This window comes from Elioraea sp. (assembly GCF_022842375.1).
Classification (GTDB): domain Bacteria; phylum Pseudomonadota; class Alphaproteobacteria; order Acetobacterales; family Acetobacteraceae; genus Elioraea_A.
Genome location: NZ_JALHPR010000037.1, coordinates 1 through 22,248 on the forward strand (window position 1 = coordinate 1; position 22,248 = coordinate 22,248).

The following is a 22,248-nucleotide window of genomic DNA, read 5'->3' on the forward strand; positions in this document are numbered from 1 at the left end:
AGGGGTGACTTGCGCATGATGGAGCAGGTAGGCGCTCGCACCTTGTGCGGGCCGACGTGGGGGCCATCAGGCTAATCGCCGAAAACATGCAGGATGTCAGTGTGCTTTGGCGTCCCGTAGGGGATTCGAACCCCTGTTACCGCCGTGAGAGGGCGGTGTCCTAGGCCTCTAGACGAACGGGACACTCAGAGGCGCGCGTCATAGCCGCCACCGGCGCCAAGATCAAGCCGCATGCGCCCGGGAAGGGCCGCCCCGGACGCAGGTCACGCCACCGGCTCGGGCACTGCCGCCGCGAGGAACCCCTCGACATCCCTTTCTGCCGTGTTCCAGGCCGTCACGAACCGGACGGCGGAGGGGTCGTCAGGCCGCGGGCGGACGGCGAAGCCGCAGCGGCCAAGCGCATCGCGCACCGCCGGGGGAAGCGAGACGAACACCTCGTTCATCTCGGTCGGATGCAACAGCCGCACACCAGGCAGCGACGCGAGTCCTGTCGAGAGGCGCGCGGCCATGCGGTTCGCGTGCGTCGCATTCCGGCCCGCCACGCCGCCGGCAAGCATCGCGAGCAGCTGGGCGGAGACGTAGCGCATCTTGCTGAACACCTGGCCGGCACGGAGGCGCCGCTGGCCCATGAAGCGGTCAAGCTGTGTCGCGTGCGGGCCCTGGTGGAAAATCACGACAGCATCGGCGCACATCGCCCCGTTCTTGGTCGCGCCATAGCTCAGGATGTCGACGCCCGACGCCCAGGCGAGCTCGGCCGGCGAGCAGCCGAGCGCAGCACGCGCATTCTCGAAGCGCGCCCCATCCATGTGCAGCACGAGCCCGTGGCGTCGGCAGACGGCCGAGATCGCGGCGATCTCGTCGCGCGTATAGACCGTGCCCGCCTCGGTTCCCTGGGTGATCGTCACGGCCGTCGGCGGGGCGGACTGCATGCGGTCGGGTGTTGCCGCACGCACCAGCGCGTCGACCGCGTCGGCCTCGAGCTTGCCGTGCGCGCCATCGAGCATCAGCAGCTTGCCGCCGCCCGAGAAGAACTCGGGCGCGCCGCTCTCCGACGTGTTCACATGCGCGTTGCGGTGGCACACCGCAGCACCTGGCGGCGGCATGGCGGCGGCAAGCGAGAGCGCGTTGGCGGCGATGCCCGTCGCGACCGGGTGGACGGAGACGGGGCCCTCGAAATAGGCGCCGAAGGCGGCATCGAGACGCGCGGTCGTGTCGTCGGCGCCGTAGGGGGCAGCGTCGCCGGCGTTCTCGGCAAGGATCGCCGCGATCACCTCATCGCAGACGGCCGTGACGTTGTCGCTCCGGAACAGCATCGCTCTCTCCCGCCTCACCCTTCGCCCCACCGCGCCTGGCACGGCCGATATCGTCCCCGCGCTTTGCGCGGCAGGCATCGGAGCAGTATCGCACCTCGTCCCACACCTTGGCCCACTTCTTCCGCCAGGCGAACGGCCTGCCGCAGACGGCGCAGGGCTTCTCGGGCAGGTCGCCCTTCCGGCGCATCGGCGGCATCAGGCTGGCACGAGGGGCAATGGCGCGAAGCCCCGCCCCTCGCCCAACGGCAGCCAGGCAGTGGTCTCGCCGCGTGCGGTGATGATCCAGGCGAGGCCCTGGTCCCACGCGCCTGCCGCATCGCGGGCCGAGGGAATGGCGGCGCCGGAAGGGTGGCTGTGCCAGATCGCCGCGACCGCGCGCGTCCTGCGCTGGAGGCGCAGGTGGAGCGCGGTGTCGATCTCGAACGCGTCCCCCGCGGCGGCGAGGTTGCTGGAGGGGGCGAGGCCGGTGATGACCAGCGCATCGCCCGACCGCCGGCCGGTCATCAGCGCGCAGGCCTCGCGCGGCAGGGCGGCGGCGGCCAGGCGTGGCAGCGCTGCCGCGATCTCGCGAGGCAGCACGACCCGGGCGAGCATCACCCTCTCATCGCGTTGGCGGTGCCGGCGGCCCCTCCGCCGCGAGCGTGCCGACCACCCGCCCGCTTGCCGGGTCGAGCAGCAGGATCCGATCGGGCAGCCCGCCGCCCGTCACGTGCACGGCAACGCGATCGCCCGCACCGGCGAGGCTGACGATACGGGTGCCCGCTGGCTGGCCGAGGCTGGCCTGGACCGCGGGCCCGTCACGCCCGGAAAGCCGGTTGGCGACGACGACGGCAAGCAGGATGGTGCCGGCGACGATCATCACGCCCATGATGATCACGGCTGCCTTCAACGCGCGCATGGAACGACGGATACTCCCGGACAGATGGACGAAGCGACGACGACACGCCGTGAGATGGTGGCCGACAGTGCCGCCGCCAACCAGAGGCTGGACCGATGGCTCGCCACCGTCCTGGGCGACCTGTCGCGATCGCGCGTCAAGGCGCTCATCGAGGGGGGCCATGTCACGCGCGACGGGGCTGCCACCCGCGATCCGTCGGAGGCCGTGCGGCCTGGCGCACGCTACGCGCTCACCGTCCCACCGCCCACCCCGGCGCGGCCGGAGGCGCAGGCGATGGACCTCTCGGTGCTGTACGAGGACCAGCACCTGCTCGTGCTCGACAAGCCGGCCGGCCTCGTCGTGCACCCCGCCCCTGGGAACCTTGACGGTACGCTCGTCAACGCCCTGCTGGCCCATGCCGAGGGCGACCTTCCCGTGATCGGCGGCGAGGTGAGGCCCGGCATCGTGCACAGGCTCGACAAGGACACGTCGGGCGTCATGGTGGTGGCCAAGTCGGACCGCGCGCACCAGGCACTGTCGGAGGCCTTCGCGAGCCGTGACCTCGAGCGTGCCTACCTCGCCTTGGTGTGGGGCGTGCCGGGGGAGGCAAGCTTCCGCATCGAGGCGCCGATCGGCCGCCATCCGGTGGATCGCAAGCGGATGGCCGTGGTCCCGCGGGGCAAGCCGGCAGCGACGAAGGTCAAGCTGCTCCGCGCCTACGGGACGGCGCTCGCGCTGGTCGAATGCCGGCTCGAGACGGGGCGGACGCACCAGATCAGGGTGCATCTCGCCCATGCCGGTCACCCGCTGGTAGGGGATCCGGTGTATCTTCGCCGGGTTCCTGCCGGAGCGCGGACCCTCGAGCCCGAGCTTCTGGCTGAGGTGACGGGCTTCCCGCGCCAGGCGCTGCACGCGGCAATCCTCGGCTTCACGCACCCCGTCACCGGTGCGGCACTGCGGTTCGAGACGCCGCCGCCACCTGACCTGGCAGCCTTGCTCACGCGACTGTGGCCGGAAGGGCACTGGGCAATCCCGACCAATCCGGTCTGATTTAGCTTGCGCACGAGCCTTGATCTGTTGCACCTTCATGCCACTGGCACTCAAGGGTGGTGAGTGCCATAGCAGGAGGACACAGCCGGAGGAACCGGCGGTCGTGCCGGCTGTTCTTCCTTTCAATGGTGATCGCCCGGTCGTGATCCCTCGATCGTGATCAGCTACCGCCCCGTTCCGTGCAAGTGTCCGCGCCGCCTGCACGGTGCTGATCGAGTTCTCGCCGCGATGATGGAGGTTCTTCGCCCATGGCTTCGGCCTTTGCCATCCCGATGGCGCCTGAAGGGAATCTCACCCGGTATCTCCAGGAGATCCGGAAATTCCCGATGCTGGCCCCCGAGGAGGAGTACGCGCTTGCCAAGCGCTGGCAGGACGCCGGAGACCTCGAGGCCGCCCATAAACTCGTGACCAGCCATCTGCGCCTCGTCGCGAAGATCGCGATGGGCTATCGCGGCTATGGCCTGCCGATCGGAGAGCTGATCTCCGAGGGCAACGTGGGCATGATGCAGGCGGTGAAGCGCTTCGACGCCGAGCGCGGCTTCCGGCTTGCCACCTACGCCATGTGGTGGATCCGCGCCGCCATCCAGGAATACATCCTGCATTCGTGGTCGCTCGTGAAGATGGGCACCACGGCGGCGCAGAAGAAGCTGTTTTTCAACCTGCGCCGCCTCAAGGGCGAGATGCAGGCGATCGAAGACGGCGACCTGAAGCCCGAGCAGGTGGCCAAGATCGCCAAGGATCTCGACGTCCCCGAGCAGGACGTGATCCAGATGAACCGGCGGCTTGCCTCGGCCGACCACAGCCTGAACGCGCCCGTGCGCATCGATGGCGAGGGCGAGTGGCAGGACTGGCTCGTCGACGACAGCGACAACCAGGAAGTCGAGTTCGCCGAGCGCGAGGACATGGGCCAGCGCAAGGCGCTGCTTGCCAACGCGTTGAAGACGCTGAACGAGCGTGAACGGCACATCCTGATCGAGCGGCGCCTGAAGGATGAGCCGACGACACTCGAGGACCTGTCGCACCAGTACGGCATCAGCCGCGAGCGCGTGCGCCAGATCGAGGTGCGTGCCTTCGAGAAGCTGCAGCGGGCCATGAAGGCCGAGGTAGCCGAGCGGCAGGTTGGCGTCCCGGTGGTCTGACCGCTCTGCCCTGTGTTGCTCCAAGAACCCGCCCTGGCCAACCGCCCGGGCGGGTTCTTCTTTATCCGCGCCCCATCAGCGCATTCGGCAGCGCTGTCACCAGCGGCGGGTAGAAGGTGATCAGCGCGAGCACGCCGATCATCGCTGCGATCAGCGGCGCGCCCTCGATTGTGAAGCGGGTGAGCTTCACGCCGAGGATGCTGCACGCGGTGTACATCATCGTGCCGACCGGCGGGGTGACCCCGCCGATGGTGAGGTTCACCACCAGCACCAGGCCGAAATGCACCGGGTCGATGCCAAGGCCGACCGCGACGGGAACGAGAATGGGCGCGAGCAGGATCAGCGCCGCCGTGCCTTCGAGCAGCATGCCGATGACGAGCAGCAGCAGGTTCACGAGCATGAGCAGCACCAGCGGATCGGCGGTCGCCGCAGCGAGAACGCGGGCGAGCCGCGGGGGGATGCGCTCCCACGCCATGTAGAAGCCGAAGCTGCCGGCAGCGCAGATGATGAGCATCACGGTGGCCGTCGCCAGCACCGCCTCGGTGAGGATGGCGGGCAGGTCTGCGACCTTCAGTTCGCGATGCGCGAAGAAGCCGACGAGCAGCGCGTACACCACCGTCATCGCGCCCGCTTCCGTCGGCGTGAAAATGCCGTAGCGGATGCCGACGAGGATGTAGACCGGGATGGTCAGCGCCCAGGCAGCCTCGCGGAATGCCTTGCCCAGCGCGGGCATCCCGGCGAAGCGATCGCGCGAGGCGAGGAAGCCGCGGCGGCGCGAGACGAGCCAGGTCGTCACCATCAGCGCGGCGGCGAGCAGGATCCCCGGCACCACGCCGCCGAGGAACAGCCGCCCCACCGACACGTCGGCCAGGAACCCGTAGACCACGAGGCCGATGCCGGGCGGGATGATCGGCGTGATCACCGCCGCACACGCGATCACGGCGGCGGTGAAGCCCGGCGCATAGCCGCGGCGGATCATCTCCGGCCCCAGCATCTTCGCCTGCATCGCGGCCTCGGCGTTTGCCGACGCGGAGAGCCCGCCCATCAGCGTCGCGAGCACGACGTTGGCCTGGGCGAGGCCACCCACCGTGTGCCCGACCAGCGCATCGGCGAGGTTCATGAGCCGCTGCGTGATGCCAGCGCGGTTCATGATGCTGCCGGCAAGAATGAAGAAGGGGACCGCAAGAAGCGGGAAACTGTCGGTCGGTGCCAGGATGCGCTGGGCGAAGATCTCGAGCGGCAACCCCTCGGCGCTGACGAAGAAGGCGAGTGCTGCGATCCCCATGGCAAAGGCGACCGGCACATTCAGCGCCATGAGTCCGAGCAGCACCCAGATCGGCCAGAGCGTCAGCTCGCCCATCAGCGAGTCAGCCGGCCCACGGGCGGCCTGCGGCACGGGCCGCGACCATCGCCTCGCCCATCCTGAGCGCCATCAGCGCGAAGCCGATCGCCGGTGCGAGGTACAGCACCGCAAGCGGCAGGCGCAGCACGGCGGAAGGATTGTCGGTGTTGGCCAGGCTGAACTGGAACGCCAGCACCGAGGCGACGATGCAGAAGCCGATGCTTGCAAGCCGCGCGAGAACGCCGATCAGGGCCTGCGCCGGTCCCGGCAGCAGCCCCGTCAGCATGTCGATCGCGACATGGCCGCCGCGCTTGGCCACCGCCGCCGCGCCGATGAACACGCACCAGGCGAAGGCGAAGGCAGCGATCTCGCCCGCCCAGGCCGCCGGCTGGGCGGTGATGTAGCGCGTGATCACCCCCCAGCAGACGGCGAGCACGACGACGACCATCGCCGCCCCGGCAACGACCTCCTCGGCCTCGGCAGCGAGCCGGCGAAGCCTCACGAGGCGAGGATGCGCGACACCGTCTGGTGCAGGTTGGGCGTCCAACGCGGGAAGGCAGCATAGACAGGCACGGTGGCGCGCTGGAACGCGGCAAGGTCGACATCCGTCACGATCGTCGCACCCGCTGCCTTGAACCTGGCGATGAAGTCCTCCTCCATCGCGTTGGTCAGGCGCGTCTGCTCCGCCCCGCCCTTCGCGCCTTCCTCGATCAGCATGTCCTGCACCTCGCGCGGCAGGCGCGAGAAGTAGCCGTTGTTGATCGGCCAGGTGGTGGTGGCGATGAAGTGCGCAGTGGTGCTGATCACCTTCTTCACCTCATGCAGCCTCGCTCCCCAGAGGCTGCCATAGGGCGCCTCGGCTGCCTGCACCACGCCCTGGCTCAGCGCGTTGTACACCTCCGACCACTGCACCGTGGCGGGCCGTGCGCCCATCGCCTTGAACGTCTCGAGCCACATCGTGTTCGGCGGCACGCGGACGGTCAGCCCCGCCGTGTCGGCCGGGGTGCGGATCGGCTTGTCGGCGATCATGTGGCGGGCGCCGAAGAACCCGCCGGCCATGATCAGCCGGAACCCCGCCTGCTGGATGCGGCGATCGAGGTCCTTGTACCAGTCGGAGGCGAAGAGCTTGCCGAACTGGTCGTGGCGCTGCACGAGATAGGGGCCGTTGATGATGCCGGCATCGGGAACGAAATCGGCGAGATAGCCGAAATCGGTCACGTTCATCACGTTCGCACCCGCGCGGATCATCTCGTTGACGTCCTTGCCGGAGCCGAGCTGCTCGCCGGGGAACACCTCGATGCGTACCCGCCCGTTGCTGCGCTCAAGCACGTTCTTCGCGAAGAAGAGGGCGGCCAGATGCGCCGGCTCCGTCGTCGAGAGGCTGTGGGCCATGCGGATGTTGATCGTGCCCTGCCCATGGACGAAGGCGGGGGCGGCGAGCGTCGCCGCCGAGGCGGCAAGAATGGTGCGGCGTCGGATCATTGTTGCTTCTCCCCGAAATTGTTCTTTGTTGGTTTCGTTACATGATCGTTGCGGCGAGCTTTCCCTTCCCGTCCGCCCCGCGATAGAGCGTGGCGAGCTGGCGGTCGAGAACCGCTGCGTGATGCGCCACGGCATCGGGGTGGAGGTCGGCGGCGGGCGGCCGCTCATGCTCCCAGTACCCCGTCGTGTCGCTGCCGCGGACGAGCGTCGCACTCCCTGTTCCACCATCCAGCTGGTGCACGTGCGCGGGCACGTAGCGGATGGCGAAGCCGATGCGCGGATGGCTCGCGCGATTGGGCGGGCTGCCGTGGAAGATCAGCACGTGGTGCAGGCTCATCTCGCCAGGTGCCAGCACGATGTCGGTCGCCTCGTCTTCGTTCACGTCGACCGCGATCTCCTGCCCGCGGCTCAACATGTTCGTCTCGGCGAAGGTGTCGGTATGCGGCACCTGCGACCGGTGCGTACCGGCAACGACGCGCATGCAACCGCTTTCGGGCGTTGACGGGGTGAGCGCGACCCAGGCGGTGACGACATCGGCGCTGGACAGCCCCCAGTAGGTACCGTCCTGATGCCAGGAGACGAAGCCGGGGTCACCGGCCCGCTTCATGAAGAATTGCGCGCCCCAGCAGAGAATGTCCGGCCCGATCACGCTCTCGACCGCATCGAGGATGCGGGGGTGGCGGATCAGCCGGTCAAGCCAGGGGAACAGCAGGTTCGGCTTCTGGTTGTGCCGTCCCTCGAGCCTGCCTCCCACCTTTGCCTCGGTCGCGGCGAGGTTGGCGCGGGCCTCTGCCACCTCGGCCTCGGTGAGAGCGGTGAGCGGGAACAGATAGCCCTGTTCCGCATAGCCGCGGCGCTGGGCGTCGCTGAGCGAGCCTGCCATGACATCTCTCCCTTCCCGAACTCTGTCGGGCCCGATTGCATCGGGCGGCCGTTTCTTGTTGCGGCCATGGAGCGATCATCGCGGCGTTCGGTGCCGGCGCGCAAGCCCCTCGCGAGGGAGATGCGTCAGGAGCCTGCGAGCTTCCGTTCGATCGCCTTTGCCGCGCGCATCGCCAGGCGGTTCGCCTCCTCGGCCACCGGATCGCCCCAGTCGGCGCGCAACTGGTCCTGGCGCTGCTCGAGCAGCTTGATCGTCGTTGCCGCCTTGGCCTCGAGGCCGACAAGCACGGCGTAGGGAAGCGTGCGCGCCAGCGCGAAGCCGAAGGCAGCACCGCTATAGGCGAGCAGCAGCGTCGTCGGGTCGCCGAGCACGGAGGCCAGGGCGCGCATGTCATGCCCGCTGAGCCAGAGCATCTTCAGCGCCGGCAGGAGGCCGGCGAGGTTGAGGCAGAGCACGGGCTTGGCGGTCGTCTTCTCGGGGTGGACATCGGTCAGGAAGGCAGCGGCCGCTGGCAGCAGCCCGACCACAAGCATGATTCCCGTCGGCAGCGCGACGCCGAGCGCGATGCCGGTGGCGAGCCCGAGCGTCCAGAACAGGATGCGCGCCCCCTTGCCGGACTTGGCCGCCTTGCCGCCCTTTGCCGTTCCGGCCTGTGCAGCAGCGTTCGCCATCGCTCAGCCCCCCGTCAGCAGAAGCACGGTGCCGCCGAGCAGGACCAGTGCGATCGCCTGTGCCGCCAGCCCACCGACCCGCGCTGCCTCGGCCCGCCTCAGCGGCGCCTCGGCACGCATCGCGATGCCCGCCGCCGCGGCACGCGCGAAGGTCGCGGCAGCCTCGGCGAAGCCGCCACGGTCCTCGTTGCGCGCCGAGGGGTTGTCGAGCACCTGGATCATCGCGGCGAAGTCGCCGGCCGTCGCGGCCGCCGGCAGTTCCTTCTCGACACGCGCCCGCTGCGCCTTGTGATACCAGGTGTTCACCGCGGGTGCGGCAAGCTTCGCCACCCATTTGGCGAGGTTGGGCAGGCTGAGACCGCGCTGCAGCCGTTGCAGCCGCGCAAACACGGACACGGTCGCGAGGGCTTGGTCCTCCGGTCGCCCAGTGTCGCCTGCGGCGGCAAGCAGGGTGTCGAGCTGGCCTTCCATGTTGGCGCCGATGAAGCCGGCGACATGCCGGTCGATCGGGGTTGGCGCACCGCCGCCCGGCGGCGAGGTCGCAGCGACCACCTCGAGCGCCGCGAGCAGCGCAGGCAGGGTCGAGGCCGAGGCGTTGCGCACCATCGGCGACAGGCAGGGAAGCCCGGGGTTCAGCTGGTAGAGCAGCCGCTCCTTGCCGCCGCCGAGCACACGCGCGCGCGACTGGGCGCGCGCCGAACGGCCTGCCTTGTCGATGTCGATCATGTCGGCGCGTTCGGGGTGCTCCGCCGCGAACCGGCTGAGCGCCTGGGCCTCGATCATGTCGGCGAGGTCACGCTGACGATCGGCGTTCGGGTTCGGCGCGGCATGCGCCTCGGCCAGCATCGTGCCAAGCCCGTCGGGCATCATCGCGATGCCGCGCCACCAGAGCGGGCCCTGCGGGTCGATCGCCGACAGCACGCGCGAGAGCATCACGTCGCCGTCCGCCTCGCCGGCCGAGGGGTCGGACACGGCGATGCCCGCCACACGCTCGGTCAGCGTGGCATCGCCGAGCGCACGGTCAAGCCAGGCGATGAGCGCCGCCGAGCGGGCGACGCGCAGCCCCTCCGACCAGCGCGAGGCCATGGAGAAGGCGAGGCTGCGGGCATCGAGAATCGGCTCGCCGGCGAAGTCGAAGGGGCGTGTCGCCTTGCGAACCGGCCGTGCCGTCTGCGGCCTGCCGCGCGCCCCGCCCGGCCAGAGCGCGATCTCATCAAAGCTCGGACGGTAGGACGGGTCCTCGGCGAGAAGCCCACGCAGCAGTGTCGCGACCGAGGCCGGCAGGCGGGCCGTCCCGACAAGGGCGGCGAGACTGCCGCGCTCGAGGCGAAGGCGGATGGTGGCGCGGTCATCGAGGCCGGCGAGCGGCCATTGCCCTGTCGCGAGGGCGAGCAGCGTGACGCCAAGCGCGTAGAGATCATCCTCGACCGTGCCCTCGCCCTTGCCGGCGGGGGAGCACATCGCCATGCCGCAGGGCTCGAACACCGCTGGCTGGGCAAAGCCGGGGGGCAGGGCAAAGGCCTCCCCCACCGTCACGGGCCCGCCAGCCAGGGGCCGGAAGAGGTTGTCGGGCCGGATGCTGCGGTGGGTGAGACCGGCATCGGCAAAGCCGCCGAGCACACGGGCAATCGGCTTGGCGACGTTCTGGATGAGGTCGGTCTCGCCGAGCGGGTTGCGCCGCTCGCCCGCCGTCATCAGCGCCTGGCCTGGCGGGACGGGGTACATGATGTAGCGCGCAGGTTCGTCATCGCCGGCAGAGGACAGCCCATGTCCGAGCGGGAGCAGGAGGCCGGGCAGCGTCTCGGCATCGGGCAGGCGCCCGATGGCGCGTAGCCGCGGCGGATGGTGGGTGCGGCAGCGGACGGCGAATGCGGGCGTGGCATCGCCGCGGGCCGGCTTCGCCGCGAAGGCGGTGAGGCCGCCGCCGACGAGGCCCTGCACGGGCCTGCCGGTATCGACGACGTAGCCCGCGATCTCGATTTGCCTGGCCGCCACGCAGCCCTCCCACCTGGGTTCCTGCGCATGCTGCCGCGTGGAGGGTTAAGGAAGGCTGAAGCGGTGTCGCTCTTCGCAGCTTCGATCAAGCGCGCGGACTGCGCGCCGCCGCCCCTGCGGCGAGCCGAGGCGGCGGAGCCGCCGCCCGGCGCCTGAGGGCACCAGACAGCCGTTCACGCCACGAACGGGTCCTTCATGAGGATCGTGTCGTCACGCTCGGGGCTGGTCGAAAGCAACAGCACCGGGGCCTCGACCAGTTCCTCGATCCGCCGCACATACTTCACCGCCTGGGCCGGCAGGTCGGCCCAGCTGCGCGCCCCGCGGGTCGAACCGGCCCAGCCCTCCATCGTCTCGTAGACGGGCGTGACCTCGGCCTGCGCACCGGCCGCCGCCGGCAGGTGCCGCAGCGTCTCGCCACCCCGGGCGTAGCCGACGCAGACCTTGAGCTCGGGCAGCCCGTCGAGAACGTCGAGCTTGGTGAGCGCCAGCCCCTGGATGCCGCCGACCTTCACGGCCTGGCGCACCATCACGGCATCGAACCAGCCGCAGCGACGGCGGCGGCCCGTGACGGTGCCGAACTCATGGCCGCGCTCACCGAGCAGCGCGCCCGTCGCATCCGTCAGCTCCGTCGGGAAGGGGCCGGAGCCGACGCGCGTGGTGTAGGCCTTGGCGATGCCGAGGACGGTGCCGATCGCCGAAGGCCCGATGCCCGACCCGGAAGCCGCCGTGGCCGCGACGGTGTTCGACGAGGTCACGAACGGATAGGTGCCGTGGTCGACATCCAGCATCACCGCCTGCGCGCCCTCGAACAGGATGCGCGTGCCAGCGGCGCGGGCGGCGTCGAGGCGCTGCCACACCGGCTCGGCGAAGGGCAGCAGCCGCGGCGCGAGCGCGAGCAGCTCCGCCAGCAGCGCGTCCTTGGTGAAGGTGTCGGCGCCGAGGCCCTGCAGCAGGGTGTTGTGGTGCAGCAGGAGTTCGTCGAGCTTTGGCCCGAGCGATGCCGGTTCGGCGAGGTCGCACAGGCGGATGGCGCGGCGCGCGACCTTGTCCTCATAGGCAGGGCCGATGCCACGCCCGGTGGTGCCGATCTTGCGGTCGCCGCGCGCAGCTTCGCGGGCACGGTCGAGTGCCGGGTGAACCGGCAGGATCAGCGGCACGTTCTCGGCAATGCGCAGATTGTCCGGCCCGACATGCAGGCCCTGCGCCGTGACCCGGCCGATCTCGGCCAGCAGGGCGGTCGGGTCGAGCACGACGCCGTTGCCGATGATGCCGAGCTTGCCGCGCACCACGCCGGAGGGCAGCAGGGAGAGCTTGTAGGTCTGGTCGCCGACGACGAGGGTGTGGCCGGCATTGTGCCCGCCCTGGAAGCGCACGACGATCTCGGCACGGCTCGCGAGCCAGTCGACGACCTTGCCCTTGCCTTCGTCGCCCCACTGGGCGCCGATCACCGCGACATTGGGCATGGGTCAGTTTCCCCCGAGAAGAGATGCGTCGCCGTCATCGGTGGCGATATGGGTGCAGGCAAGGCGGCGTGCCTCGGCGCGAGCATCCTTCACCGGCCCGAGTGCCGCAACCGTGGCGAAGCCCTGCCGGCGCAGTGCAGCCCCCTGCGGCCCGAGGCCGTGGGGGATGAACACGCGCGGCCGGCGCGGCTGCGGCGGCGCGGCGCGCAGCGCGACGTCGGGGTAAAGCGTGACGCCGGTCGCATGCTCCTCGCCGGCGAGGTAGCCGCCGCCGCGGCCGAGCTCCTCCGACAGCGCACCGGTGAACACGGTGAAGGCCACGCCGCGGTGATAGCGGAAGCCCCGGAACTCGAGCGGATCGGCGGTCAATGCAACGCCAGGCGCGCGCGCCCTGACGGCCGCGACGGTGCGCGCCAGACGCGCGGCAAGCGCCGCCGCAGCCGGGGGCAGCGCCGAGCCGGCAAGTGCCGCGAGCGCGCGGTCGGCCGGCCCTGCGGCGTGCAGGAGCTCATCGAGCACATCGGCAAGCGGGCCGGCGTGGGCCGCGACCTCCGCAGCGTCCTTGCGGTCAAGCGCGTGGCGGAGTGCTGCGTCGGTCGCGGCCGGGAGCGACAACGTCGCGAGCAGCTGGTCGGCCAGCGTCGGCAGGGTAAGATCGAAGCTGACGGCGGGAACGCCGAGGGCGGCGAGCGCTTCGGCAGCGACCGCGATCACCTCGGCATCGGCCTCGGGCGCGTCGGCGCCGATCAGCTCGATGCCGGCCTGCGCCATCTGGCGCGCCGGGCGAAGCTCCGACCCGCGCACGCGCAGCACCTGGCCGTTGTAGGAGAGCCGCAGCGGCCGCGGCGCACGCGCAAGCCTGACCGCCGCGATGCGCGCGACCTGCGGCGTGATGTCGGCGCGCAGCCCCATCATCCGCTGGCTCACCGGGTCCATCAGCCGGAAAGTCTGCTCGGCGGTGGCTTCCCCGGTGCCGCCGAGCAGGCTGTCCTCGAATTCGAGCAAGGGCGGCTTCACCCGCTCGTACCCGTGCGCCGCGAACACGCCGAGCATCGCCTCGATCGCCGCGGCCTCCGTCTCCGCCTCGGGCGGCAGGACGTCGGAGAACCCGGCCGGAAGCAGCGAGGGGGGCAGCGGCGACGAGGGGACGCTCATCAGAAGCCGAGCGCCGTGGCGTTGACCACGAGCGGCAGCGCGCGCACCTGGCCAAGCACGGCCTCCGGCACCGGCTCGTCGACCGAGACGAGGCAGATCGCATCGCCGCCCTTCTCGGCGCGGCCGAGATGGAAGGTGGCGATGTTGATGCCCGCCTCTGACAATGCGGCACCGAAACGGCCGATGAAGCCGGGCTGATCCTTGTTGGTCACGTAGAGCATGTGGCGTGTGAAATCCGCCTCGACCGGGATGCCCTTGATCTCGACCAGCCGTGGCTTGGAGCCCGCGAACAGCGTGCCGGCGACCGTGCGCGTGTCGCGATCGGTGGTGATGGAGATGCGGACGAGAGTCTGGTACTCCGACGGCCTGTCATGCACGGTTTCCGACACGTCGATGCCGCGTTCGCGCGCAGCGACCGGGGCGTTGACCATGTTCACCCCCTCCATCAGCGGCCCGAGCAGCCCGGCGAGGGCGGCGGCCGTCAGCGGCTTGTGGTTCAGCGACGCGGCAGCGCCCTCGTACTCGATCGTCACGCGTCCGAAACCACCATCGCGCGCGACGGAGAGCTGTCCCGCGAAGGCGCCGAGGTTGCGGCAGAGTGCCATGTACGGCGCGAGCCTGGGCGCTTCCTCTGCCGAAACCGACGGCATGTTGATCGCGTTCGACACGGCACCCGTCAGCAGGAAATCGCTCATCTGCTCGGCGATCTGCAGCGCCACGTTCTCCTGCGCCTCCGCCGTCGAGGCGCCGAGATGCGGGGTGCAGACGACGTTGTCGAGCCCGAACAGCGGGTTCTCCGTCGCGGGCTCGACCTCGAACACGTCGAGTGCCGCGCCGGCGACCTTGCCCTCCTTGATCGCCGCGGCGAGATCGGCCTCGACGACGAGGCCGCCGCGCGCGCAGTTGACGATCATCACGCCCTTCTTCATCCGCCCGATCGCGCGCGCATCGATGATGTTGCGCGTGCCCTCGGTCAGCGGCGTGTGCAGGGTGATGACATCGGCGCGGGTGAAGATCTCGGGCAGGTCCACCTTCTCGACGCCGAGGTCGAGAGCGCGCGCCTCCGACAGGAACGGATCATAGGCGATCACCTTCATCCTGAGTCCGAGCGCACGGTCGGCCACGATCGCGCCGATATTGCCGCAGCCGATCACGCCGAGCGTCTTGCCGAAGAGCTCGGTGCCCATGAAGCGGTTCTTCTCCCACTTCCCAGCCCGCGTGCTGGACGACGCTTCCGGGATCTGGCGCGCGAGCGCGAACATCATGGCGATCGCGTGCTCGGCCGTGGTGATGGCGTTGCCGTGCGGCGTGTTCATGACGACGACGCCGCGCGCCGTCGCTGCCTTGATGTCGACGTTGTCAACGCCGATCCCGGCACGGCCGACGACGCGGAGCCTCGGCGCTTCCGCCAGCACCTCCGCCGTCACCTTCGTGGCGGAGCGGATGGCGAGCCCGTCATACTGGCCGATGATGGCGCGAAGCTCGGCCGGCGTGAGGCCGGTCTTCACATCGGCCTCGACGCCGCGCGTCTTGAAGATCTCCACGGCAGCGGGAGAGAGCTTGTCGGAAATCAGGACCTTCGGCTTGCTCATCGCGATCACTCCGCCGCCTTCGGGGCCGCGATTGCCGCACCCACGCTGTCAGCCGCCCAGTCGAGCCAGGGCAGCACCGCTTCAATGTCAGACGTCTCGACCGTCGCCCCGCCCCAGAGGCGAAGCCCCGGCGGCGCGTCGCGATAGCCGCCGGCATCAAGCGCCACGCCCTCCTTCTCGAGCAGCGAGGCGATCTTCTTCGCGGCGTCGGCCTGAGCCTCCGCCCCCAACGCCTTGAACCAGGGCGCGGTGACGGAGAGGCAGATCGCGGTGGGCGAGCGCGTCGCCGGGTCGGCTGCGAGGAAATCGTAGTTCGGGCTCGCCGCGACGAAGCGGGCGACGGCAGCGAGGTTCGCTTCCGTCCGCGCAATCAGGCCCGGGAGCCCGCCGATGCCTTCCGCCCAGGCAAGTCCGTCGAGCGCATCCTCGACGCAGAGCATCGATGGGGTGTTGATCGTCTCGCCCTTGAAGATGCCTTCAGAGAGCTTGCCGCCGGAGGTGAGGCGGAACAGCTTCGGCATCGGCCAGGCGGGCTTGTGCGTCAGCAGCCTTTCGACGGCGCGGGGGGAGAGCGCAAGCATCCCGTGCGCCGCCTCGCCGCCCAGAACCTTCTGCCAGGACCAGGTGACGACATCGAGCCTGTCCCACGGCAGCTCCATCGCGAAGGCGGCCGAGGTGGCATCGCAGATCGCAAGCCCCTCGCGGCCGGCCGCGATCCAATCGCCATTCGGCACGCGCACGCCGGAGGTGGTGCCGTTCCAGGTGAACACCACGTCGTGCGACCAGTCGACCGCGGCGAGATCGGGCAGCGCGCCGTAGGGCGCCTTGATCACGCGGTGCTCGACCTTCAGCTGCTTCGCGACATCGGTCACCCACGCCTCGCCGAAGCTCTCGAAGGCGACCGCATCGACGAGGCGGGGGCCGAGCAGGCTCCACATCGCGATCTCGATCGCGCCCGTGTCGGAGGCCGGAACGATGCCCAGCCGCCAGTCGGCCGGCATGCCGAGGATCGCCTTCGAACGGTCGATCACGGCGGCGAGCTTCGCCTTCGGTTCCTTCGCGCGGTGGCTGCGGCCGAGCAGCGCGCCGTCAAGCGCGGCAAGGCTCCAGCCTGGCCGCTTGGCACAGGGGCCCGAGGAGAAACACGGGTTGGAGGGACGCACGGAGGGTGCGGCAGGTGCCATGGCAGGCTCTCCCTTACAGAAGAGAAGCGCCCCGGTGGGGGGGCGTGACCCGCGGCGAGGGGTACACCCGGAATGCTGCGGTGCGCAAGGGCCACCGCGACATATGTCAAAGCGTGGCGTGTTAACCCCCCGCTCAATGTCCAACTGCCATCATGGGGCATGGCCGCCGCCCCTCTTCCCCCGGACGAACCGGATCGTATCGCCGCCGTGCATGCACTGCGGCTTCTCGACACGCCGGCCGAGGAGCGATTCAACGCCTTCACCCGGCTGGCGCGCAGCATCGCCGAGACGCCGGTGGCACTGTTCTCGATGATCGACACCGACAGGCAGTGGTTCAAGGCGCGCGAGGGCATCGGTTTCTCGGAGACGCCACGTCAGCACGCATTCTGTGCCCACGCCATCCTCTCCCCCGGCGAAGTGTTGGTGGTCGAGGACGCGCGCCGCGACCAGCGCTTCGCCGACAACCCGCTGGTGCTCGGGCCGGTCGGCATCCAGTCCTACGCGGGAGCGCCCGTGCTGGCGCCATCGGGCCACCCGGTCGGGACCCTCTGCGTGATCGACAAGGTGCCGCGCCACTTCTCAGGTGCGCTCGCCGACCGCCTCGCGGACCTTGCCCTGGGCGTCTCGCAGATGCTCTCGCTGCATACGGCGCTGCGCCACCTGCACGGCCTGGTCAGCCACGACCCGTTGACGGGTCTCTTGAACCACCACGGTTTCGACGAGGTGCTCGCCGGCCTCGATGCGTCGCGAGACACGGCGCTGTTGATGGCGCTCGACCTCGACGGCTTCAAGCAGATCAATGACCTCCTGGGCCATGTCGCCGGCGATGCCGCGCTCGCCGCTGTCGCCGACAGGCTGCGCCGTGCTGCCGCTCCCGGTGCGACGATCGCCCGACTGGGCGGTGACAATTTCTCGCTGCTGCTGCCGCGGGCGACCCGCGCGGCGGCGGCCGCACGGCGGTTGCTGACGGCGCTCACAGCACCGATCATCGTCGAAGGCCACCTGCTCCGCGTCAGCGCGTCGATCGGCACCGCGCGATTCCCGGCTGATGGCGCCTCGCCCGCGGCGCTGCAACGCGCCGCCGACGCAGCCCTCTATGCGGCGAAAAGCACGGGCAGGGGCGGCTTCGCGCAGGCCGTACGGCTGACGCCGGGCGCGGGCAGCCCGCTCGGCAGGTTCAGCATCGCGACGGAGCTGCGCGAGGCCCTGCTCGGCCCGACGCCGCCGCCGTTCGCACTCGCCTGGCAACCGATCATCGACGCGCGAACCGGGCTGCCGCGCTCCTACGAGGCGCTCATCCGCTGGCCCCGGCCCGACGGCATGACCCTCATGCCCGGCCAGTTCATTCCGATCGCGGAGAAGACAGGGCTGATCGCGCACCTCGACCGATGGGTCCTGCGCACCGCGACGGCCGAGGCTGCGCGCGCAGCACCGGGCTTGCGCATCGCGATCAACCTCTCGCCGCCGAACCTGCTGCTGGCGGACCTGCCGGATGTTGTGGAGACGGCCCTCGCCACCTCCGGGCTCAGTCCGAAACGCCTCGTGCTCGAAATGACGGAATCGATTCTCGTTCAGGATCCGAAGGCCGTGCTCGAGGCGTTCACGCGGCTGCGGTCGCTCGGCATCAGCATCGCGCTCGACGATTTCGGCGAGGGGGCAAGTTCGTTCATGTATCTGCGCGACCTGCCGTTCGACAAGGTGAAGATCGACCGCCGCTTCGTCCACGCCGCCGCGTCCGACCAGCGCGCGGCGACGGTACTCGACGGAATCATGAAGGTGGTGCGCGCGCTCGGCGCCGTGTCCGTCGCCGAGGGCGTCGAGACGGAGGCGCAGGCAGCGCTGCTGCGACAGCTCGGCGTCGATGCGATGCAGGGCTGGCTGTTCGGCAAGCCCGGTGCCCTCCCTGGCCTCACCCAGGCGCGCGACGCGGCCTGAGGCACGTTACCTGAGGCACGTTACCTGAGGCGCGCCACCTGAACGCCTCAGTCCGGCAGGCTGATCTCGCCTCTCGCGTAGAGCCGCGCGCTGCCGCCGATCCTCACCCGCTCGCCCGCCATCTCGCACGTGAGCAACCCGCCGCGCCGGGAGGCCTGGCGGCAGAGAAGCCGCGCGCGGCCAAGCCGTTCCACCCAGAACGGAACAAGCTGCGTGTGAGCCACGCCCGTCACCGGGTCCTCCGGGATGCCCACCTTCGCGGCGAAGTAGCGCGAGACGACGTCGACGCCCCGCTCGCCTGGCGCAGTGGCGATGGTGCGTGCCGGGCCACGCGCGGTGGCGACCACGCAGGAGCCGTCAGGCGCTGTCTCGGTGTCCGGCAGGGCGGCGATTGCGGCGTGGTCGGGTGCCAGCGCGGCGATCGCCGTGGCGTCGTCGAACACGCAGATCCAGTCGCGCGCCTTCCACACCTCGCCGGGCGTGGCGCCGAGTGCGCGCGCCAGCGCTGCCGGCGGGTCGGCCACGCGGTGCGGCGGGTCGGCGGGGAAGTCGAGCACGAAGAGCGGTCCCTCGCGCGTCACGGTCAGCGTGCCGCTTCGCGTGGCGAACGAGAAGGGCCCCGCCTCGCCGCGCTCGGTCGCGAGCACGAAGGCCGCCGCGAGCGTCGCGTGGCCGCAGAGCGCGACTTCCGTCGTCGGTGTGAACCAGCGCAGGCGCCAGCCAGCGCCCTCGCGCACCAGGAAGGCGGTTTCGGAGAGGTTATGCTCAGCGGCGATCGCCTGGTGCGTTGCATCGGGCAACCATTCGGCGAGGAAGACGACCGCTGCAGGGTTGCCGGCGAAAGGGCGGTCCGCAAAGGCATCGATGACATACAGCGGTAGGTGCATTTTCGTATCGTTCCGAGGTTTCGTGCACACACTCGATCAAGGTCACGGAATGATCTTGACTCCAATCGATACGGACTCCAGCGTCTTCTGCTCCAGGCCGTCGGGGGAGAATTCGGGCCTGGCATGGGAGGGGTCAAGGCACATGCGTATCCTAGCAGCGTGTTTCGTTTCTGCGTCTCTGATCGTCGGCGCCGGCAGCGCCAAGGCGAACTTCCTCATCAATTCCACGTTCGAGCAGGTGACTTCGACTGGCGGGCAGTTCCCCCAGTTTTCGCCGGACAACTGGATTGTTTCAGCCGTCAACGGCTCTGGCGGCGTTGTCGCGATCGCCTGCCCTACCTTTTTCGGCAGCGGTTGCGCTGGCAAGGGCAACTACGTCACGACCCTGCAGGACGCCATTCCGCAGGGCGTCCTGCCAAAGCCGGTCGCGTTCAGTCAGACGGTGACGCTCAATCCGGGGGATTATCGATTCGGCGGCGAGGTTGCCCTGTTCGTGTGGCAGGATGCTCTCGGCACGTCTTCGGTGCTCAACGAGAGCAACGTGTTCCTCTCGATTTTCACCGGCGTCGCACCGTTTCCCGTCACGCTGCTTGGGCGGATCGACCTGTCGCCCCAGGAATTCACCCCGGCGGATTTCAGCATCACCACCGGCAGCGGCCCGATCTTCCGGGCGAAACCGTTTGAGCTGTTCGAGGACGTCTTCTCGGTCTCCGGAACCGATCCCATCGTGGTAACGATGCAGCTCGTCGTATTGCCAAAATTGCCTCCCAACACGAGCTCCGATGACCGTTTTCCGCTCAGTTCAGTCACCGTTTACGCCGACAACATGTTCCTAGAGGCCACGCGCATCGAACCCGTCCCCGTGCCCGCGCCTGGCGCGCTCGGCGTGTTTGCCATCGCGCTTGCCGGCCTCGCAATTGCCCGTCGGCGCAAGGCGGCGTGAGCGGCTAACTCCGCAACAGCGCGGCCACGCGGGCTGGGTCGACCGTCACGGCATGGTCAAGGGGCCCGTGGCCGCGGCCATAGCCGGGGGCGGATGCCATCGCGAGAAGCACGTAGTGGCGCGCGCGGATGACGGCATCGCGGAGCGAGAGGCCCTGCGCGATGCCGGCGGCGATGGCGGAGGCGAGCGTGCAGCCCGTGCCATGGGTGTGGCGCGTGTCGAGGCGCGGGCTCTCGAACGCCTCGATGCCGGCCTCGGTCGCGAGCAGGTCGGTCACCCGGTCACCCGGCAGGTGGCCGCCCTTCAGCAGCACCGCCTTGGCGCCGAGCCCGCGCAGCGCCTCTGCGGCCTCGCGCATCTCTGCGACATCGCCGATCCGCCTTCCGGCGAGCACCTCGGCCTCCGGCAGGTTCGGCGTCAGCACGGTCGCCATCGGCACGATGTGGTGCGCGAGTGCCGCAACCGCATCTGGCAGCAGCAGCGCATGCCCGCCCTTGGCGACCATCACGGGATCGGCCACCAGCGGAACGTTCCGGGCACGCGCGGCAAGTTCCTCCGCCACGGCGATGATCGTCGGGCCGTCATGCAGCATGCCGGTCTTGATCGCGTCGGCGCCGAGATCGTCGAGCACGACGGCGATCTGCTGGCGGATGAAGTCGGGCGGCACCGGCAGCACGCCGGCGACGCCCGAGGTGTTCTGCGCCGTCAACGCCGTGATCGCCGTCATGGCAAAGCCGCCGAGTGCGGTGACGGCCTTGATGTCGGCCTGGATTCCCGCCCCGCCACCGGAATCCGATCCGGCAACGATCAGCACACGTCCCTTCATGCGGGTACGCCCTATTCCGCGGCTGTCGCCGAGGCGACGTGGCGCTCGATGAATTCCGACAGCTCATCGACCACGCGCGCGACGAGCGCCTCGTCATCAGCCTCGGCCATCACGCGGATCAGCGGCTCCGTGCCCGACTTGCGGATGAGCAGGCGCCCCCGCCCGGCGAGCATCGCCTCGGCATCGGCGATCGCCTGCTTCACGGGGGCCGCCGTCAACGGCGAGGTGCGCGCGTAGCGCACGTTGCGCAGCTTCTGCGGCAGCGGCTCGAACTGCCGGCACACGGCGGATGCCGGCTTGCCCGTCGCAACCACCGCGGCGAGCGCCTGGAGTGCCGCGACGAGGCCGTCGCCCGTCGTTGCGAAATCGGACAGGATCATGTGGCCCGACTGTTCGCCGCCGACATTGAAGCCGCCGGCGCGCATCTTCTCGGCGACGTAACGATCGCCGACATTGGTGCGGTGGAGGGCGAGCTTGCGCGCGGCGAGGAACCGCTCGAGCCCCATGTTGCTCATCACGGTGGCGACAATGCCGCCGCCGGCGAGCTGGCCGGCCTCCGCCCAGCTGGCGGCGATCAGCGCGAGAAGCTGGTCGCCGTCGACCTCGGCCCCGGTCTCGTCGGCGAGGATCAGGCGGTCGGCGTCGCCGTCGAGCGCGATGCCGAGCTGCGCGCCGTGCTCGATCACGGCGGCCCGCATCATCTCCGGCCGCGTGCTGCCGCAGCCGTCGTTGATGTTGAACCCGTCCGGCGCGACGCCGAGGCGGATCACCTCGGCGCCGAGTTCCATCAGGATGGTCGGCGCGACCTTGTAGGCAGCGCCGTTGGCGCAATCGACGACGATGCGAAGCCCATCGAGCCTGAGGCCGCGCGGGAACGAGGCCTTGGCGGTCTCGATGTAGCGGCCGGCGGCATCGTCGATGCGCCTCGCCCGGCCGAGGTCGCGGGCATCGGCCAGCCGCTCCTGCAGGCCCTGATCGTCCATCACGGCCTCGATCTCGAGCTCCATCTCATCGGAGAGCTTCCAGCCATCGGGGCCGAACAGCTTGATGCCGTTGTCCTCGAAGCTGTTGTGGCTGGCCGAGACCATGACGCCGAGATCGGCCCGCATCGACCGCGTGAGCATCGCGATGGCAGGCGTCGGCAGCGGCCCGACGAGGATCACGTCGAGCCCGACGGAAACGAAGCCGGCGGTCAGCGCAGGCTCGATCATGTAGCCCGAGAGCCGCGTGTCCTTGCCGATGACGACGACCGGCCGGTGGCCGCCGACGGCGGCGCGGCGAAACAGCACGCCGGCGGCCTGGCCGAGGCGCATCGCCATGCCCGGCGTCATCGGCGGCAGGTTGGCCTTGCCACGGACGCCGTCGGTGCCGAACAGCCTGCGGCGTCGGGGCGGCGTCTGCGGCAAGCGAGTGATGCTTGGCATGCGTGTCCTATCCCTCTCTGAAACGTAAGTATCCCATGGCGGGCACGCGCCGGTCACGTTCTCACTGCGCTATGCCCTTAATGCGTT

21 protein-coding genes and 1 tRNA gene are annotated in these 22,248 nt (G+C 69.9%); 4 read left to right on the plus strand and 18 right to left on the minus strand.

Annotation, left to right across the window (positions count from 1 at the left end):
* Positions 1 to 107: 107 nt before the first annotated feature.
* The 5 genes from Q0C38_RS20670 to Q0C38_RS20690 all read right to left on the minus strand — a co-directional run bounded on the left by Q0C38_RS20670 (position 108) and on the right by Q0C38_RS20690 (position 2,211).
* A tRNA-Glu gene (locus Q0C38_RS20670) sits at positions 108 to 183 on the minus strand.
* An 80-nt stretch (positions 184 to 263) separates the two neighbouring features.
* Positions 264 to 1,313: a low specificity L-threonine aldolase gene (locus tag Q0C38_RS20675; RefSeq protein WP_291299028.1), complete on the minus strand. Its 1,050-nt coding sequence runs from the start codon at positions 1,311 to 1,313 to the stop codon at positions 264 to 266.
* Complete coding sequence (locus Q0C38_RS20680) at positions 1,273 to 1,509, minus strand: DUF2256 domain-containing protein (protein WP_291299029.1); 237 nt, start codon at positions 1,507 to 1,509, stop codon at positions 1,273 to 1,275. The genes Q0C38_RS20675 and Q0C38_RS20680 overlap by 41 nt, the downstream gene beginning before the upstream one ends.
* A complete protein-coding gene (locus Q0C38_RS20685; RefSeq protein ID WP_291299030.1) occupies positions 1,509 to 1,907 on the minus strand; it encodes a Mov34/MPN/PAD-1 family protein in 399 nt (132 codons plus the stop codon). The genes Q0C38_RS20680 and Q0C38_RS20685 overlap by 1 nt, the downstream gene beginning before the upstream one ends.
* Before the next feature lie 7 nt (positions 1,908 to 1,914).
* Positions 1,915 to 2,211, minus strand: coding sequence for a DUF6476 family protein (locus Q0C38_RS20690; protein WP_291299031.1), 297 nt, complete (start codon positions 2,209 to 2,211; stop codon positions 1,915 to 1,917).
* Between the two features lie 24 nt (positions 2,212 to 2,235).
* Here Q0C38_RS20690 and Q0C38_RS20695 point away from each other — a divergent pair, with 24 nt between their 5' ends.
* Positions 2,236 to 3,240, plus strand: a complete 1,005-nt coding sequence (locus Q0C38_RS20695) for an RluA family pseudouridine synthase (protein ID WP_291299032.1) — start codon at positions 2,236 to 2,238, stop codon at positions 3,238 to 3,240.
* Positions 3,241 to 3,512: 272 nt separating this feature from the next.
* Entirely contained in the window at positions 3,513 to 4,379 is an 867-nt protein-coding gene (gene rpoH, locus Q0C38_RS20700) for an RNA polymerase sigma factor RpoH (RefSeq protein WP_408870055.1), read from the plus strand.
* A 61-nt stretch (positions 4,380 to 4,440) separates the two neighbouring features.
* On the opposite strand, the gene Q0C38_RS20705 is transcribed toward rpoH, so the two are convergent.
* From Q0C38_RS20705 to Q0C38_RS20750, 10 genes are all read right to left on the minus strand, one after another.
* Positions 4,441 to 5,739 carry a TRAP transporter large permease gene (locus Q0C38_RS20705; protein WP_291299034.1) on the minus strand — a complete coding sequence of 433 codons (1,299 nt, stop codon included), beginning with the start codon at positions 5,737 to 5,739 and terminating at the stop codon, positions 4,441 to 4,443.
* A 7-nt stretch (positions 5,740 to 5,746) separates the two neighbouring features.
* Positions 5,747 to 6,223: a TRAP transporter small permease gene (locus Q0C38_RS20710; protein WP_291299035.1), complete on the minus strand. Its 477-nt coding sequence runs from the start codon at positions 6,221 to 6,223 to the stop codon at positions 5,747 to 5,749.
* A complete protein-coding gene (locus Q0C38_RS20715; protein WP_291299036.1) occupies positions 6,220 to 7,203 on the minus strand; it encodes a C4-dicarboxylate TRAP transporter substrate-binding protein in 984 nt (327 codons plus the stop codon). Before Q0C38_RS20715 ends, Q0C38_RS20710 begins: the two co-directional genes overlap by 4 nt.
* Before the next feature lie 37 nt (positions 7,204 to 7,240).
* Positions 7,241 to 8,086 carry a phytanoyl-CoA dioxygenase family protein gene (locus tag Q0C38_RS20720; protein ID WP_291299037.1) on the minus strand — a complete coding sequence of 282 codons (846 nt, stop codon included), beginning with the start codon at positions 8,084 to 8,086 and terminating at the stop codon, positions 7,241 to 7,243.
* A gap of 125 nt (positions 8,087 to 8,211) precedes the next feature.
* Positions 8,212 to 8,757, minus strand: coding sequence for a hypothetical protein (locus Q0C38_RS20725; protein WP_291299038.1), 546 nt, complete (start codon positions 8,755 to 8,757; stop codon positions 8,212 to 8,214).
* Positions 8,758 to 8,760: 3 nt separating this feature from the next.
* Complete coding sequence (locus Q0C38_RS20730) at positions 8,761 to 10,752, minus strand: hypothetical protein (RefSeq protein ID WP_291299039.1); 1,992 nt, start codon at positions 10,750 to 10,752, stop codon at positions 8,761 to 8,763.
* A 173-nt stretch (positions 10,753 to 10,925) separates the two neighbouring features.
* A complete protein-coding gene (locus Q0C38_RS20735) occupies positions 10,926 to 12,215 on the minus strand; it encodes an adenylosuccinate synthase (RefSeq protein WP_291299040.1) in 1,290 nt (429 codons plus the stop codon).
* 3 nt (positions 12,216 to 12,218) lie between these two features.
* Positions 12,219 to 13,370, minus strand: coding sequence for an ATP phosphoribosyltransferase regulatory subunit (locus Q0C38_RS20740; RefSeq protein WP_291299041.1), 1,152 nt, complete (start codon positions 13,368 to 13,370; stop codon positions 12,219 to 12,221).
* Entirely contained in the window at positions 13,370 to 14,962 is a 1,593-nt protein-coding gene (gene serA, locus Q0C38_RS20745) for a phosphoglycerate dehydrogenase (protein ID WP_291299042.1), read from the minus strand. Before serA ends, Q0C38_RS20740 begins: the two co-directional genes overlap by 1 nt.
* Positions 14,963 to 14,967: 5 nt before the next feature.
* Positions 14,968 to 16,146, minus strand: coding sequence for a phosphoserine transaminase (locus Q0C38_RS20750; protein WP_291299043.1), 1,179 nt, complete (start codon positions 16,144 to 16,146; stop codon positions 14,968 to 14,970).
* 159 nt (positions 16,147 to 16,305) lie between these two features.
* Between Q0C38_RS20750 and Q0C38_RS20755 the strand changes: the two genes are divergently transcribed.
* Positions 16,306 to 18,081, plus strand: a complete 1,776-nt coding sequence (locus Q0C38_RS20755) for a bifunctional diguanylate cyclase/phosphodiesterase (protein WP_291299044.1) — start codon at positions 16,306 to 16,308, stop codon at positions 18,079 to 18,081.
* Between the two features lie 47 nt (positions 18,082 to 18,128).
* On the opposite strand, the gene Q0C38_RS20760 is transcribed toward Q0C38_RS20755, so the two are convergent.
* Positions 18,129 to 18,968: a PhzF family phenazine biosynthesis protein gene (locus Q0C38_RS20760; protein ID WP_291299045.1), complete on the minus strand. Its 840-nt coding sequence runs from the start codon at positions 18,966 to 18,968 to the stop codon at positions 18,129 to 18,131.
* A gap of 142 nt (positions 18,969 to 19,110) precedes the next feature.
* Here Q0C38_RS20760 and Q0C38_RS20765 point away from each other — a divergent pair, with 142 nt between their 5' ends.
* The gene (locus Q0C38_RS20765) at positions 19,111 to 19,911 is read left to right on the plus strand and encodes a hypothetical protein (protein WP_291299046.1); all 801 of its coding nucleotides are present in this window, start codon (positions 19,111 to 19,113) and stop codon (positions 19,909 to 19,911) included.
* Between the two features lie 4 nt (positions 19,912 to 19,915).
* Here Q0C38_RS20765 and thiD read toward each other — a convergent pair whose 3' ends face one another.
* Complete coding sequence (thiD, locus tag Q0C38_RS20770) at positions 19,916 to 20,737, minus strand: bifunctional hydroxymethylpyrimidine kinase/phosphomethylpyrimidine kinase (RefSeq protein WP_291299047.1); 822 nt, start codon at positions 20,735 to 20,737, stop codon at positions 19,916 to 19,918.
* A gap of 11 nt (positions 20,738 to 20,748) precedes the next feature.
* A complete protein-coding gene (gene glmM / locus Q0C38_RS20775; RefSeq protein WP_291299055.1) occupies positions 20,749 to 22,143 on the minus strand; it encodes a phosphoglucosamine mutase in 1,395 nt (464 codons plus the stop codon).
* Positions 22,144 to 22,248 lie beyond the last annotated feature (105 nt).

What these genes read in the sequence shown, in the direction of transcription:
- Q0C38_RS20675 (WP_291299028.1), bottom strand. Translation starts at nt 1,313, where the DNA reads ATGCTGTTCCGGAGCGACAACGTCACGGCCGTCTGCGATGAGGTGATC.
- Q0C38_RS20680 (WP_291299029.1), bottom strand. Translation starts at nt 1,509, where the DNA reads ATGCCGCCGATGCGCCGGAAGGGCGACCTGCCCGAGAAGCCCTGCGCC.
- Q0C38_RS20685 (WP_291299030.1), bottom strand. Translation starts at nt 1,907, where the DNA reads ATGCTCGCCCGGGTCGTGCTGCCTCGCGAGATCGCGGCAGCGCTGCCA.
- Q0C38_RS20690 (WP_291299031.1), bottom strand. Translation starts at nt 2,211, where the DNA reads ATGCGCGCGTTGAAGGCAGCCGTGATCATCATGGGCGTGATGATCGTC.
- Q0C38_RS20695 (WP_291299032.1), top strand. Translation starts at nt 2,236, where the DNA reads ATGGACGAAGCGACGACGACACGCCGTGAGATGGTGGCCGACAGTGCC.
- rpoH (WP_408870055.1), top strand. Translation starts at nt 3,513, where the DNA reads ATGGCGCCTGAAGGGAATCTCACCCGGTATCTCCAGGAGATCCGGAAA.
- Q0C38_RS20705 (WP_291299034.1), bottom strand. Translation starts at nt 5,739, where the DNA reads ATGGGCGAGCTGACGCTCTGGCCGATCTGGGTGCTGCTCGGACTCATG.
- Q0C38_RS20715 (WP_291299036.1), bottom strand. Translation starts at nt 7,203, where the DNA reads ATGATCCGACGCCGCACCATTCTTGCCGCCTCGGCGGCGACGCTCGCC.
- Q0C38_RS20720 (WP_291299037.1), bottom strand. Translation starts at nt 8,086, where the DNA reads ATGGCAGGCTCGCTCAGCGACGCCCAGCGCCGCGGCTATGCGGAACAG.
- Q0C38_RS20725 (WP_291299038.1), bottom strand. Translation starts at nt 8,757, where the DNA reads ATGGCGAACGCTGCTGCACAGGCCGGAACGGCAAAGGGCGGCAAGGCG.
- Q0C38_RS20735 (WP_291299040.1), bottom strand. Translation starts at nt 12,215, where the DNA reads ATGCCCAATGTCGCGGTGATCGGCGCCCAGTGGGGCGACGAAGGCAAG.
- Q0C38_RS20740 (WP_291299041.1), bottom strand. Translation starts at nt 13,370, where the DNA reads ATGAGCGTCCCCTCGTCGCCGCTGCCCCCCTCGCTGCTTCCGGCCGGG.
- serA (WP_291299042.1), bottom strand. Translation starts at nt 14,962, where the DNA reads ATGAGCAAGCCGAAGGTCCTGATTTCCGACAAGCTCTCTCCCGCTGCC.
- Q0C38_RS20750 (WP_291299043.1), bottom strand. Translation starts at nt 16,146, where the DNA reads ATGGCACCTGCCGCACCCTCCGTGCGTCCCTCCAACCCGTGTTTCTCC.
- Q0C38_RS20755 (WP_291299044.1), top strand. Translation starts at nt 16,306, where the DNA reads ATGGCCGCCGCCCCTCTTCCCCCGGACGAACCGGATCGTATCGCCGCC.
- Q0C38_RS20760 (WP_291299045.1), bottom strand. Translation starts at nt 18,968, where the DNA reads ATGCACCTACCGCTGTATGTCATCGATGCCTTTGCGGACCGCCCTTTC.
- Q0C38_RS20765 (WP_291299046.1), top strand. Translation starts at nt 19,111, where the DNA reads ATGCGTATCCTAGCAGCGTGTTTCGTTTCTGCGTCTCTGATCGTCGGC.
- thiD (WP_291299047.1), bottom strand. Translation starts at nt 20,737, where the DNA reads ATGAAGGGACGTGTGCTGATCGTTGCCGGATCGGATTCCGGTGGCGGG.